Annotated in this window: 11 protein-coding genes; 3 read left to right on the forward strand and 8 right to left on the reverse strand. The window is 60.4% G+C overall.

The features are described 5' to 3' along the window. The first annotated feature begins 418 nt into the window (after window positions 1-418). From ispD to tsaD, 3 genes are all read left to right on the forward strand, one after another. Window positions 419-1132: a 2-C-methyl-D-erythritol 4-phosphate cytidylyltransferase gene (ispD, locus tag P5205_18185; GenBank protein ID HSA12291.1), complete on the forward strand. Its 714-nt coding sequence runs from the start codon at window positions 419-421 to the stop codon at window positions 1130-1132. 91 nt (window positions 1133-1223) lie between these two features. After that, window positions 1224-2567, forward strand: a complete 1344-nt coding sequence (locus P5205_18190) for a S41 family peptidase (GenBank protein ID HSA12292.1) — start codon at window positions 1224-1226, stop codon at window positions 2565-2567. A gap of 30 nt (window positions 2568-2597) precedes the next feature. Further along, window positions 2598-3623, forward strand: a complete 1026-nt coding sequence (tsaD, locus tag P5205_18195; GenBank protein ID HSA12293.1) for a tRNA (adenosine(37)-N6)-threonylcarbamoyltransferase complex transferase subunit TsaD — start codon at window positions 2598-2600, stop codon at window positions 3621-3623. Window positions 3624-3757: 134 nt separating this feature from the next. Here the strand turns inward: tsaD and P5205_18200 are convergent, their stop codons facing one another. From P5205_18200 to P5205_18235, 8 genes are read right to left on the reverse strand one after another with little or no spacing between them, the layout of a single operon-like run. Next, entirely contained in the window at window positions 3758-5479 is a 1722-nt protein-coding gene (locus P5205_18200) for a proline--tRNA ligase (protein HSA12294.1), read from the reverse strand. Between the two features lie 48 nt (window positions 5480-5527). Next, entirely contained in the window at window positions 5528-6283 is a 756-nt protein-coding gene (locus P5205_18205; GenBank protein ID HSA12295.1) for a fumarylacetoacetate hydrolase family protein, read from the reverse strand. Between the two features lie 52 nt (window positions 6284-6335). Then, on the reverse strand, window positions 6336-7808 hold the full coding sequence (locus tag P5205_18210) for an NADH-quinone oxidoreductase subunit N (GenBank protein ID HSA12296.1): 1473 nt from the start codon (window positions 7806-7808) through the stop codon (window positions 6336-6338). A 20-nt stretch (window positions 7809-7828) separates the two neighbouring features. Further along, window positions 7829-9358, reverse strand: coding sequence for an NADH-quinone oxidoreductase subunit M (locus P5205_18215; protein HSA12297.1), 1530 nt, complete (start codon window positions 9356-9358; stop codon window positions 7829-7831). Window positions 9359-9360: 2 nt separating this feature from the next. Next, entirely contained in the window at window positions 9361-10920 is a 1560-nt protein-coding gene (locus P5205_18220) for an NADH-quinone oxidoreductase subunit M (protein HSA12298.1), read from the reverse strand. Then, window positions 10917-13049, reverse strand: coding sequence for an NADH-quinone oxidoreductase subunit L (gene nuoL, locus P5205_18225; protein HSA12299.1), 2133 nt, complete (start codon window positions 13047-13049; stop codon window positions 10917-10919). Before nuoL ends, P5205_18220 begins: the two co-directional genes overlap by 4 nt. Before the next feature lies 1 nt (window position 13050). Continuing rightward, window positions 13051-13362, reverse strand: a complete 312-nt coding sequence (nuoK, locus tag P5205_18230) for an NADH-quinone oxidoreductase subunit NuoK (GenBank protein HSA12300.1) — start codon at window positions 13360-13362, stop codon at window positions 13051-13053. Further along, complete coding sequence (locus tag P5205_18235; GenBank protein ID HSA12301.1) at window positions 13359-13856, reverse strand: NADH-quinone oxidoreductase subunit J; 498 nt, start codon at window positions 13854-13856, stop codon at window positions 13359-13361. The genes nuoK and P5205_18235 overlap by 4 nt, the downstream gene beginning before the upstream one ends. Window positions 13857-13921 lie beyond the last annotated feature (65 nt).

Raw genomic sequence — 13921 nt, forward strand, 5'->3', positions numbered from 1 at the left:
ACTAACGTGAAGCGGACGCAAGTACACGGTGTCCAAAAAATGGGGGGAAGGGATGGGTGACATTGCTTATTGCCCCACCCCTGAACCACTGCATGATACAGAATCAAGCCCATTGCCCAAGAAGGACGGCCCCTCCCAGCCACAAACTCGCTCACTGTCCATATTTTGGACAGTTATACTGCCCACCTGCCCTCCAAAGCTTCCCTTGACCCCACCACCTTTGGCTTGGCGATACGGTGTCTGCATGGTGGTGCTACGGTGTGGTTCCCATGGGGGTCGGCCCCCATGGGAACCACACCGTAGCCGAACCGTATTGGCAAGCTATCATCCAGCTACCCGCAGATCAGCCATTTCCGGGTCGCCGGAACAACGACACACTTGAAACCTCCCGGGGAAAGCCGCATCCTTTGGCAGAATCATGATCTCCGCCATCATCGTCGCCGCCGGCCAAGGCACCCGTATGGGCGCCGGGGTGGACAAGCTGCTCCTCGAATTGGACGGTTGCCCAATCGTGGCTCACACTTGGAGGCGCTTTGACCAAACGGAGTCCATTGATGAGATTCTAATGGTCGTCCGCGACGGCGCGCAGCCTTCCTTTGCCGAACTGGCTCAGAAGCAGCGGTTCCGCAAGCCGTATAGTTTGGTCGTCGGCGGAAGGGAACGACAAGACTCGGTATGGAACGGGCTTGCGGCGCTCTCTCCGCAGGCCGAAATTGTGGCCATTCAGGACGCGGCGCGCCCCTGCACTTCCCAGGCATTGATCAACGCCACTATCGCTGCCGCCCGGCAAATCGGCGCTGCCGTCGCAGCCCAGCGGGTCGTTGACACCATCAAGGAGTCGGGCGATGGCAAGGTCATCGAGCGGACCCTCGACCGTTCGCGGCTTTGGGCCGTTCAAACTCCCCAGACCTTCCGCGTCGAGATCATTCGCCGGGCGTTGTCGGAGGTGCGCCGGCGCAATTTGCTGGTCACCGACGACACCGCAGCCTGCGAACTTATCGGTCAACCGGTTCAACTCGTGCCCAGCACCCAACCCAACCCCAAGGTCACCCGTCCCGAGGACCTTTACTGCGTCGAAGCCCTGCTGCTCGGTATGCGGCGCGAGGAAGGCGTCCCGAGCACCTGGAAGTAGAACTCCGCCGCGCCGAACTCCGCCAGTCCAGCGGCCCTTGCAAACCACCTTACCCCCCATTATCGTCTCCCAGAACGAATCTTCGCGCATTATGAAACGACGGTTTATTTACGGGGTGGTAGTGAGCGCGCTCGCGGTGAACTTGCTGGTCGGCGCGCGCATCTATTTGAACTCCGCCCAGGCGGCTGAAAAGGACTCGGCCTATCCCAGCCTTGAGCTTTTCTCCTACGCCATGGCAAAGGTCCGCAAGGACTATGTGGACGGCCACAAGCTGACTTACCAGGACCTTGTCTATGCCTCGCTCAAAGGCATGCTGGGCACGCTTGATCCGCACAGCGAATTCATGGAGCCGGACAATTACAAGGAACTCCAGAATGACACGCAGGGCGCGTTTGGAGGGCTCGGCATCGTGATCGCCATGAAGGACAATTTCATCACCGTAATCACGCCCATGGAGGACAGTCCGGGCTTCCGCGCCGGAATCCTGTCCGGCGACCGCATCATCAAGATTGACGGCAAGAGCACCGAGAAGATGAGCCTGCAGGACGCGGTGAAGTACCTGCGCGGGGAGCCGGGCACCGAAGTCAAAATCTCCGTCCTACGCCCCTCCTCCGGCAATTTAAAAGACTACAACCTCACCCGCGCCGTCATCAACATTGACATGGTCAAGGACATCAACGGCAAAAAGGAGTTTCCGCTGGGCGAAAACAAGATCGGCTACATCCGCCTGGTACAGTTCGGCGAGAAGACCAACGCCGACCTGGAAGCGGCGCTGAAAAGGCTCAAAGCCCAGAACTTGCAGGCGCTGGTGCTGGATCTGCGTTGGAACCCGGGCGGTTTGCTCGAGCAGGCCGTGGATGTGTGCGAGAAGTTTCTGCCCCGCGGAAGCCTCGTGGTCACCACCGAAGGCCGGAACCCCGCGCAAAACTCGGTGCGCAAAGCCATGGGCCGGGGTGACACGCTAAACAACCTGCCCATGGTCGTGTTGGTCAATCTTGGCAGCGCCAGCGCGTCCGAGATCGTCGCCGGCTGCCTGCAGGATTCCAAGCGCGCGATCATCCTTGGTGAGAAGACCTTCGGCAAAGGTTCCGTGCAGAGCATCATTCCCCTCGCAGAGATGCCGGATGGCGTGCCGGCGTTGCGGCTCACCACCGCCAAGTACTACACACCGAGCCACAAGGTCATCCACGAAGAAGGCATCACGCCGGACATTACCGTGCCGCTGACAGAAGAACAGGAGCGCGATGTGCTAATGAAGCATGCCCCGGGGGGTATTCAAAGCCTGGACGAGAAGGAGCGCGAACGAGTATTGAATTCACACGATCCACAACTGGATCGCGCCATGGACCTGCTCAAGGGCATCACCCTTTTCACCCAGCGCGCCCCTGCCCTCGACAAGCGAGTCGCCAAAGGCGGGAAAATGGCCGCGAAATAGCCAACCGCCACCTTCGCAGCCCCTGCGGCCATGCCTCTCCTGGCGGTTGAAACATCCTGCGACGAGACCAGCGCGGCGGTCGTGCATCGTGGCCGCGTATTGTCGAATGTCGTCTCGTCGCAGGTTCAACTGCACGCGGAATACGGCGGCGTTGTGCCGGAACTGGCGGCCCGCGAGCATCTGCGCAACCTCATGCCCGTCACCCGGATGGCCCTCCAGGAGGCCGCCATCGCCGCTGACCAAATCGAAGCCGTGGCCGCCACCCGTGGTCCCGGACTGCCCAGCGCACTGATGGTCGGCCTCAGAGCCGCACAGGCCGTTGCCTTTGTTCTGCGCCGCCCATTTCTCGGCATCAATCACCACGAAGCCCACCTCTATTCGGCCTGGGTCAAAGGCCGGCCGCCAGTCGCCGACTTCTCCAGCTTCGAGCCCAGCGTGTCACTCATCGTCAGCGGGGGCCACACCCTCCTGGTCCATCTGCGCGCCGAACTCGACCATGTTCTGCTCGGCTCCACTGTGGACGACGCCGCCGGTGAATGCTTCGACAAGACCGGCAAGCTCATCGGCCTGCCTTACCCGGCCGGTCCCGAGATTGATCGCCTCTCCGAAGGCGGTAATTCCAAGGCATTCGACTTTCCACGCCCGATGATTGACGAGCCCAATGATGACTTTAGTTTCAGCGGCTTGAAGACCTCCGTCCGCTACTTCCTGCGCGACCACCCCCGCCTGCTCGACGACCCGCAACGCTTGCGGGACCTGTGCGCCAGCGTTCAAGCGGCCATCGTGGACGTGCTCGTGACCAAAACCCTCCGCGCCGCCCGCCGGCTTCGCGTCCGCTGTGTGACGGCTTCCGGTGGCGTCACCTGCAACCGCGCCCTGCGCCAGCGGCTCACGGCTGCTTGCCAACGGGAATGCCTCACCCTCCATCTCGCCGAAAGCTCCCTCTGCACCGACAACGCGGCCATGATCGGCATCCTCGCCGAGCAAAAACTAACCCTCCGTCCCGAGCCAGCCAGCCTCGACGCCGACATCCTCCCTGGCTGGGCTCTGGGCTAAAGCGGCCGGAAACTGTCAAGACTTGCCATTTCTGAAGCAGGAAAGCTGGTTTTCCCCCACAATATACGATATGGGAGACCAGGAATGGCGTTCCGGAGTGCCGCCAGTGCTGTCGACAGGGAAGGCCGCCCGCGTTATCCGGCGGATGCGGCGATTAGCGAGAGGACTTTCTCGACCGCCTCCACGTCCTTCACGGGCATCATTTCGCCCGCGCGTGGCTTGATCTCCACCTCGCCCTTGGCCAGCGATTTCTCGCCGATGCCCACGCGGATCGGAAAGCCCACCAGCTCCGAGTCCTTGAATTTCACCCCGGGCCGATCATTCCGGTCGTCGAGAATCACGTCCACGCCGCGCGCGGTCAGCTCGGCGTAGATCTTCTCTGCGAGCCGCATCACGGCGCCCTCGGGCGCGACATTCAACGGCGTGATGCAGACGCTGTACGGTGCGACGCTGACGGGCCAGACGATGCCGTAATCGTCGTGGCTCTGCTCGATCACCGCCTGCAAGGTGCGGGTGACGCCGATGCCGTAACAGCCCATGATCGCCGGCTGCTGCTTGCCGGTCTCGTCCAGGAACAGCGCATTGAGGGCCTGGCTGTATTTGGTGCCGAGCTTAAAGACGTGGCCGACTTCGATGGCGCGCTGCACCTTGAGTCCCGACTTGTCGGAACATTTGGCGCAGGCCTCCCCCGCCTGCACCAGCCGCAACTCCGTCCAGTGCGCGACCTGAATATCGCGCCCGATGGCGACATGACGCAGGTGGAAGCCGTCCGCGTTGGCACCCGTGGTCATCTCGGCAGCGTCCCGCAGACGTTCATCGGCATAAACCGGCAGCTTAGTGACGCCAGCGGCGCCCAGGCTGCCCGGATGCGCGCCCAGCGCCGCGAAGATCTCCTCCGATTCCGCCGGCCGGAAGTTCCCCGTGCCCAGCGCGCCGACCAGCTTTGCTTCGTTCAGTTTGTCGTCCCCCCGCAGCAGAATGAGGACCGGCTTGCTGTCGGCAAGGTAAACCAGCGTCTTGATCTGCTGCTCCGCGGGCACACTGTAAGGCGCCTTGCTCAGCGCCTCGATGGTCACGACACCCGGCGTAGGAAACTTCTCCACTTCGGCCTTTGGACTACGGATGTCGGACTTGGCCACCGCGCTCGTCGCCTTCTCAATGTTCGCCGCGTAGCCGCAAGCTTCGCAGAACACCACCTCGTTCTCCCCCGTCTCCGCCGGCACCATGAACTCGTGCGAGAACTTGCCCCCCATAACGCCCGTGTCCGCCTCGACGGCGATGGTCTTGAGGCCGCAACGCCGGAAAATCCGCGCGTAGGCGTCGTACATCCTGTGGTAGCTCGCCTGTGCGGCTTCGTCAGTGGCGTCGAAGCTGTAGGCGTCCTTCATGATGAACTCCTTGGCCCGCATCAGGCCGAAGCGCGGGCGGATTTCGTCCCGAAACTTGGTCTGAATCTGGTAGAAGTTCTTCGGCATCTGCCGATAGGAGTTGATCTCCCCGGCCACCAGCGTGGTAACGACCTCCTCGTGCGTCGGTCCCAGCACCCATTCCTTCTTGGCCCGGTCGCGCACCTTGAAAAGAACGTCCTGCGCCGTCTCGTAACGGCCGCTTTGCTGCCATATGTCAGGCGGCTGGAGGGCGGGCATGAGCAACTCAAGCGCGCCGGCGCGATCCATCTCCTCGCGCACGATCTGCTCTACCTTGCGCAGCGCACGCAGCCCGAGCGGCATGAAGGTATAAAGCCCGCCGGTGAGCTTGCGGATCAGCCCGGCGCGGAGCAATAGTTTGTGCGAGACAATCTCGGCGTCCGCCGGCGTCTCTTTAAGGGTTGGGATGAGTGTTTGGGTCCAACGCATACGAGCGGCGAATTGTGAAGAGCCGAAGAGGAGTTGGCGAGCAAGAACTCACCTCACCGTGTTCACCAGCGGGGTGAACCCCTGCAGGCGCACTTCGAGGCGGTCGCCGGACACAATCGGCCCCACCCCGCTGGGCGTGCCGGTGAGAATGATGTCGCCCGGCAGCAGGGTCAGGTTGGTGGAAATGAAACTCACTAACTGGTGACAATTGAAGATGAGCTGGCTCGTGGCCGAGTTCTGGCGCAACTGGCCGTTCTGGAAAAGCTGGATGGTCAAATCCCGCGGATCGGCAGTCGTTTCCACGTATGGCCCCAATGGTGTGAAAGTATCGAAGGATTTAGCGCGGGCGTATTGCGTCTCGCTGTTCTGGATCGTGCGGTCACTGATATCCTGGGCCGCCGTGTAGCCGAAGATGTAGCGGGCCGCCGCCGCTGCCGTCACGTTCCGCACGCGCCGGCCAATGACAACGCACAGTTCTGCTTCGTAGTCGGTCCGGTGGTTGGGAAACGGAATCTCGATCTTGCCGCCGTCCGGCAGCACCGACGTCGGCGCTTTGAACCAAATCAGCGGTTCCCGGGGCAGGGCCTTGTTTTGCTCGCGAGCGTGGTCCGCGTAGTTCAGGCCGACCGCAATAACCTTCGAAGGAGCCACCGGCGTCAGCGTTCGCACTCCTTTGAGCGGCGTTGGTTTCCTCTCAAAGGAAGGAGAACCGAAAACATCACCGCGTACACGGTAAATCTCACCATCAACAACCTTCGCGTAGAAGATTTCATCGCCCTTTTGGAATCGGCCAATCGTTGCCATAGCAGCGGCTGGAGTGTAGGCGACCCACCGGTCGTTCCGCAAGGCTAAAGGGCTAAGCCCCGGCGCTTTGGATCGCGCTGAGCAGCGGGCCAATGAGAAGATTTGGAGCGCATCCCAGCACCACCACCAACAGCGCTAGCAGGATGATGACAACCTGGCTCACGACCGGCGTTGGCGTGGTCCCTGTCTCCCCTTCCGCTTTGACGATGAAAATCTGCTTGAGGACCTTGAGGTAGTAATAAAAGGACACCGCGGTGAGAAGGAGCGCGACTGCCACCAGCCAGAGCAGGCCCAAGCCACCCCGAGCTTCGTTCAAGGCCGAAGCGAAGACAAGAAACTTCCCCATGAACCCTGCCAGGGGCGGAACCCCGGCAAGGGACAGTAAGAAGATCGCCATACACATCGAGACCGCTGGCGCCCGGCGACCGAAGCCGGCAAAATCCGACAAGCGGTCTCCCCCAGTCTGCCGCTCCACAATGCTGAGCACCCCAAACGCCCCCAAAGTCGCCAGACCGTAGGTGATGACATAGTAAACCAGCGCAACCATGCCTTGTTGCCCATGCGGCAAAATGCCCAGAAACATATACCCCGAATGGGCGATTGCCGAATAGGCCAGCAACCGGCGCACGCTGGACTGGACAATCGCCGCAAGGTTGCCGAGGAACATCGAAGCCGCCGCCAGGACCGCCAGTACCGGCACCCAACCCGGCAGATATGCCTGCCATGCGGCACTGCCTTCGGCACCCTTGAAACCGAGCATCATCACCCGGGCGAAGATGAAGAAGCCCGCAACCTTGGAGCCGGAAGCGATGAACGCGGCGCTTGGCGCCGGCGCCCCCTGGTATGTGTCCGGAGCCCAGAGATGGAACGGAACGGCAGCGACCTTGAAGCCTAAGCCAATTACGGTCATCACGATCGCAACCACCAGCAGAGGGTCAAGACTCGGACCTTCGACCGCCTGCGCAATCTGGCCGAGGTTAGTCGCGTTAGATAGCCCATAGAGCATGCTCAACCCAAACAACGTGAATGCAGCCGACATGCTGCCAAACAGGAAATACTTCAAGGCTGCTTCCGCGGACTGGGGCTTGCGCTTGCTGAAGGCCGTCAGGATGTAGAGACAGAGACTCGTAAGTTCCAGTGAGACGAAGATCATCAGGATATCCACCGAACTGACCAGGAACATCATCCCAACCGCCGCCAGCAGGATCAGTGCGAAGTACTCCCCCACATGCGGAGTGAAGTCGGTATCCACCGACAGGAGGACGGTGAAGATTGTCAGCGCGAGCAATGCGACCTTGATGAACTGGGTCGCCGGGCTCACCTCCCACATGCCGTTGAAGGTCGCCGCCTGCTCTGGCAGCACAAGCATCCATCCCATTGCCGCCGTGCAGCCGACAAAAGCGATCATCGCGGCCACGAACAGGCGAAAGCGCAGTTCGACCCCACGCAGGGCCAACAGGTCCACCGCCAGAACAACGAGCCCTGTGAAAACAAGTACTGCTTCAGGCGCGGCCAGTTCGAGCAACTCAAGATAACCAGCCGCGCTTATAAGACGCCTCCCCTCCGCAGCCAATCAAAGTGCGGCAAATCAAAGGTCGGTCCGATCAAATCCAACAGCAACCTTGGCCACAAACCGATGATCAGCGACGTTCCGATAAGGAGCATCGCCCCGATCCGCTCGGGAATGGTAATCTGTTCCAGTTCCGAGTGTCGTTGTTCCTCCAACACTTCGTTGGTGGCGGAGTTCGCACGTTCGCCGAAGAATGCGCTCTGCAGGACGCGCAGGCTGTAGGCTACGCTGACCACAATGCCAAACCCTGTCAGGACGGCCAAGGAAGGGAACGCTCGCCAGCTTCCAATCAGCACCTGCAGTTCCGCTACGAAACCACTGAACCCCGGAAGGCCCATCGCAGCCATATTGGCGATGGTGAATGTCACGGCCGCAAAGGGTATTGCCTTGTTCAGGCTCATTACCTGCAAGGACGGCAGGTCACGAGTGTGCGTGCGGTCATAGACCATTCGCCCGACGACCGCGAACAGCAATCCGGCGATGATTCCGTGCGAGAACATCTGCAGCACCGCGCCGCTCAGACCGACTGTGTTTAGGGTGAGCAACCCCAGCAACACGAACCCCATATGGCTCACGCTAGAGTAGCCAATGACGAACTTAAAATCCTGCTGCACCAGCGCCACCAGCGCCCCATAGACGATGCCAATTACCGCCAGAATGCTCAGGGCGTCCCGCCACGAGTCCAATCCCAGGACAGTGAAATCCCACGGGTCCAGCCCGGAGGGGAAAAGCGTAATGGCTACGCGCAAGCAGCCATACGCGCCCAGCTTCATCACCACTCCCGCCAGAAGCATGGAGCCTGCCGTCGGCGCCGCAACATGCCCTGTTGGCGCCCAGGTATGGAACGGCCAGAGACCGGCCAGAATGCCGAACCCCACGAACACCACCGGAAAGGCCCACATTTGGAAGCTCTGTGGGAACGGGAACCTGGCCAGCTCGAGGATGTTCATTGACCTGGCCCCGGCGACAGCGTAAGCCGCAATCACGCCGATGAGGACCATCGCGCTACCGCCGAACGAATACAGTGCCAGCTTCATGGCGCCGTACTCCTTCCGCGTCGAGCCCCATACCGCAATAAGGAAGTACTTGGGAATAATGGCCAACTCATAAAAGACCAAGAGCAGAAACAAATCGAAGCTCAGGAACACGCCATAGACACTCCCAATCAGCAGAAGGAACAATGCGAAGAACTCCTTCGCCCGGTGCGCGACGTCCCACGAGAAGAGGATTCCCGCAATCGCGGCAATGGCGGTTAGCAACACCAGCGTCAAGCTGATTCCATCCGCCGCAAGATGAAACTCGATGCCGAGCGATGGGATCCAGGGAATCCGCGCAATAGTAAGGAGGTTCCCCGGTTTGGTTTCCAAGGTGCCCGAAACGGCGGCAACAAAGCCAAGAACCGCCACCAGAAGCGCAACATGGCGCGGCGCGCGCGCATGGCCTTTCGGCAGCAACAACACCACTGCGGCGCCAAGGAATGAGATGTAAATCGTCCAGGCGAGCATGGTCAGAAGGTCTGGTCTTTCACCATCTGTACCGCTGTACAGTTAATCACGCCAAGGATCAGTTGTGGGTAGATGCCCAGCACGAACATCAACGCGATGGCCGGAACCAGGGCGATTCGCTCCCGCAGTGTCAGGTCGGGCATTGTTGACCACCGCGCATTCAGCGGGCCATAAAACACGCGCTCCAGCAGTGTCAGGAGAAAGATCGCTGTGAGCAGCAGGCCGACGGCCGACAGAGACGTCGCCCAGGTAACCAGCGGGAACGCCCCCTTAAAGATGAGAAACTCGCCGATAAAGTTGTTCAGGCCTGGCAGCCCCAGGGACGCAAACGAAGCGATGCCCATCAACCCGCAGAATACAGGCGCAATTCGGCGCAAGCCACCAAAGTCGTCCACCCCCCGGAGGCCTCCGCTTCGTTGTTCAAGCATTCCAATGAACCAGAACAGGGTCGCAGCGGTCAGGCCATGATTGAACATCTGCAGCAGCACTCCGTTTAGGGCGGAGGTCTTTGCCGCAGCCGCCGCCGTGTCAACGCCGGTAAACCTGGCAACGGCAAATATGCCCAGCAGGCAGTAACCCAGGTGATTGATCGAGGAGTACGCCAGCATCTGCTTGAGGTCCCGCTGCACAAAGGCCGCGCTGGCGGAGAAGACAATCGTAATCACGGCTAGCCACAGCAGCGGCGTTACAACCCAGCGCATCTGTTCGGGGAAGATCGGCAACAGAATGCGCAAGAAGCCATAGACGCCCATCTTGGACATCACCCCGGTCAAGAGCATCGTGGTGCCAGTCGGCGCTTCTGCATACGCCGGGGGCAGCCAGGTATGAAACGGGATCAGCGGCACCTTGACCGCAAAACCCACGAACGCCGCGGTGAAGATGATTAGTGTCGGTGACAGGGTGTTCAGCCACGTCCAACCGAGCTTGTCCGACAATGCCGAAGTCAAAGCCCCGTTCCGGCCCATGTCGGCCAACTCGATGAAGTCAAACTTGCCCGTGGCCAGGAAGATTGCCAGGAATGCGAGCAGCAGGGCAACGCTGCCGGCCATGGTGTAAACGAGGAACTGAGTTGCGGCCTTGGCGCACCTCGGCCCGCCCCAGAGCTTGATGAGGAAGAACGCCGGTATCAGGCTCAGTTCCCAGTAGATAAACCAATGAAAGAAGTTCAGCGCGGTGAAGGTGCCGAACAGACCGCCTTGCAGGAACAGTACCAGACCGAAATAAAGGGATGCGCGCTCCATGATTCGCCACGAAGCCAGCATGGCCATTGGTACCGCGATGGCGGAGAGCATTACCATCAGCAACCCGAGTCCATCCACCCCAACACGATAATCCACTCCGAGCATGGGAATCCATGGGTATGGCCCCTCCTCAAATTGCAGGTTGCCAGAGCCCGGGTTGAATTGGTGCCAGAGAATCAAGGCCAGCAACAGCACCCCGAGGCTGAACCCCATCGCGACCCAGCGAGCGAGCCGGTTCCACTCCTTCCCGAGACCAAGGACCACGAAGCCCCCGAGGAGCGGCACGAATGTCACCAAGGTGAGAAGAGGAATCCCGTTCACGGCCGACGGCACCCCCAGATGAGAAACAGCACAAACACGGTCAGCGCCACCGCGATCAGGCGCAGATACCTCTGAACTTGTCCGCATTGCACGCGGGACATAAGTGCGCCGCCATTCGTCAAACGACGGCAGCTTTCGTCGAAGCCGGCATTGATGCCGTATTCGTCCAGGACCCGGCTCACCCAGGCGAGCCCAACCACCAGCAGCGCGATCATCTGCACCGCACCGTTCCACAGCCAGTAATCCAACCAGTTGCACGCCCTGGCTCCCCAGGCATTGAAACGGACCACAGAAGCCTCATAAATTTCGTCCACGAAGTACTTCCTGCGCAGCAAGGCGAAGATCTCGGGTTGAAGTCGCTCCAGCGCGTCCGGTTCGTTTGTAGTCGCGACAGGTTTCCGCCCATACAGCCACCATCCCAAACCAAGGCCGATGAAGACGCCGGCACTTGAGAACACCATCAATCGCAGCACTTCCGGATCACACAGTCTTCCGGGTTGGCCCGTCACGCTTTGGCCCGCCAGGAATCCTTGGAACCATGGCCAAGCCGGTGTTCCAATAAAGCCCAGGAAAATTGAACCCGCAGCCAACATGATTAACGGAATGGTCATGACCCGCGGACTCTCGTGCACTACTTCGCAGCCGGGCTGAAGAGACCCTGATCTGTTGATCCTTTCGTTGGCAGTCGCAAAATGCCCCCCCCCGCGTCGGTTGACGCGGGAAGAACCAAAGAAGACGTAGCAGAGCTGCCGGGTCATGTAGAAGGCGGTCAGCAGCGCGCCAGCCACGCCAAGGTAGAAGGGCCAGTGAGACACGCCCCAAATGTGCGCCGAATGCAAAACCCCGTCCTTGCTCCAGAACCCCGAGAACAAAAGTGGAAAGCCGCTTAGCGCCAGCATGCCGACGGCGTAGGTGCCGAAGGTCACCGGCATGATTGTGCGCAGTCCACCCATGCGACGAATGTCTTGTTCGTCGTGGCAGCCGTGGATTACTGAGCCTGCGCCGAGGAACAGCAGTGCCTTGAAGAATGCGTGTGTGACAAGGTGAAACATCCCGACGGCTGCGCCGCCCGTGCCCAGCCCCAGCATCATGAACCCTAACTGGGAAACCGTGGAATATGCCAGGATGCGTTTAATGTCCGTCTGCGCCACGGCAATGCTGGCGGCGAAGACAGCAGTGAGCGCCCCCACCCAAGTGACAACCTGCAGCGCCCCCGGCGCGGATGTCGCCCCTTCAGGATGTGCCTCCATCAGCGGATACACCCTCGCGACCAGAAACACCCCGGCGGCAACCATCGTCGCGGCGTGGATAAGCGCACTCACAGGTGTCGGCCCCTCCATCGCGTCCGGCAGCCACACGTGCAGCGGCACCTGACCCGACTTGCCAACCGCGCCACAGAAGATCAGGAGCGAAATGCCGGTCGAAACGGTCATGCCGAGGATCGTGGATTGGGTGACCAACCCGGCATGCGCGGTCTGTTCGAGGCAGCCCTTACCACCGTCGTAGAAGAGCAGCGTGCCGGTTTCCGCGTAAAGCCACACCATACCTAGCAGAAGGGCGAGATCGCCGACCCGCGTCGTGATGAATGCCTTCTTTGCCGCCGCTACGGCACTGGGTTTGCGGTACCAAAAACCGATCAGCAGGTAGGACGTCAGCCCGACCAGTTCCCAGCACATGAACAGCAGCATCAGGCTGTTGGCGATGACCAGGCCAAGCATTCCGGCGGCAAAAAGAGACAGGAAGCAGAAGAAGCGCGTGAAATTTTCGTCCCCCGCCATGTAGCCAAGGCTGTAAATGAAGATTAGCAAGCCTACGAAGGAAACCATCACCAGCATGATCGCGCCAAGCGGGTCCAGCACCCAGCCGAGCCGTAGGGCAGTGTCGCTCATCTGCGGATCTCCAAACTCAAACCAGAAGAAATTGACGGCTAGCCTTACAGGCAAACCCCGGCCGGACTGTTGAACTGCATTGGCCAGCGCAAGGCAAGAAAGAACCAAAGCGAGAATCATCGCTCCAATCGCCAGAGAGGCCGAGAGTCGGCGCTGCCGTTGCTTGAGCAACACGCTTAGCCCCGCGGCCAGCAGGGGCAATACCGGAATCAGCCAGAGCTTATGAACAATCCAATCCATCTCAGCCCTTCATCGAGTCAAACTTGTCCAGATTGGTCGTCCGGTAGTGCCGATGGATCAAGATGATCAGCGCCAGCCCTACCGCCGATTCGGCGGCCGAGACACCAATTGAGAAGATCACGAACATCACCCCGGTCAATGCCGCCGGATTGGGGCCATAACGCCAGAAAGCAATGAAGTTGAGGTTCGCCGCGTTCAGCATCAACTCGATGCCAATGAGTACGATGATGGCGTTGCGCCGCGTAAGCGCACCCGCCAGGCCCACGGTGAATAGCAAGGCGGACAGCAGCAGGTAGCCCACCAGCGGTGTCATTCGCCCTCCCTATCGCACATGGCGATGATGACCGCGCCAATCAGCGCGGCGGTCAGCAGCAGACCGACGACTTCCAGCGGCAAGACATATCTCGTCATGAGTTGATCCCCGATTTGACGGACCGTAGATGCGGCAGGTGGTGAGCCTTCACGGCTCACAGCAGGGCTTGACAGGATCATCGCGCTCATAACGCCGAAGACACCCACCGCTGTGCCAATGCCGAGCACCCAAGTCCCAGAGAGAATGCTCTGCCGGGGCGGCTCGCTCCCGCGCGTCAACAGGATGGCGAACACGATCAGGATCGCCACTGCGCCGATATATACCAGGACTTGCGCAAACCCCACAAATTGGGCGTCCAGCTTCAAGTAGAGTGCCGCCAGGCCCCCGAGCGTCACCATGAACATCAGGGCGCAATGCACCAGCTTGCGCAGGCTCATGGCAGCAATGGCGCTGCCCAGCGTCACCACGGCGATGATGGCGAATAGCCAGTCCACTGAGTCAAAGCAGGAAACCCTGAAGCGCCAAACTGATGTAACTCATGCAAGCCATATGACGCTCA

The sequence above is a fragment of the Candidatus Paceibacterota bacterium genome (assembly GCA_035452965.1).
Lineage (GTDB): Bacteria > Verrucomicrobiota > Verrucomicrobiia > Limisphaerales > UBA8199 > UBA8199.

Coding starts and splice junctions, on each gene's coding strand:
- P5205_18215 (HSA12297.1), bottom strand. CDS start 9,358: ATGCTCGCCTGGACGATTTACATCTCATTCCTTGGCGCCGCAGTGGTG.
- tsaD (HSA12293.1), top strand. CDS start 2,598: ATGCCTCTCCTGGCGGTTGAAACATCCTGCGACGAGACCAGCGCGGCG.
- P5205_18190 (HSA12292.1), top strand. CDS start 1,224: ATGAAACGACGGTTTATTTACGGGGTGGTAGTGAGCGCGCTCGCGGTG.
- ispD (HSA12291.1), top strand. CDS start 419: ATGATCTCCGCCATCATCGTCGCCGCCGGCCAAGGCACCCGTATGGGC.
- nuoL (HSA12299.1), bottom strand. CDS start 13,049: ATGGATTGGATTGTTCATAAGCTCTGGCTGATTCCGGTATTGCCCCTG.
- P5205_18200 (HSA12294.1), bottom strand. CDS start 5,479: ATGCGTTGGACCCAAACACTCATCCCAACCCTTAAAGAGACGCCGGCG.
- nuoK (HSA12300.1), bottom strand. CDS start 13,362: ATGACACCGCTGGTGGGCTACCTGCTGCTGTCCGCCTTGCTATTCACC.
- P5205_18205 (HSA12295.1), bottom strand. CDS start 6,283: ATGGCAACGATTGGCCGATTCCAAAAGGGCGATGAAATCTTCTACGCG.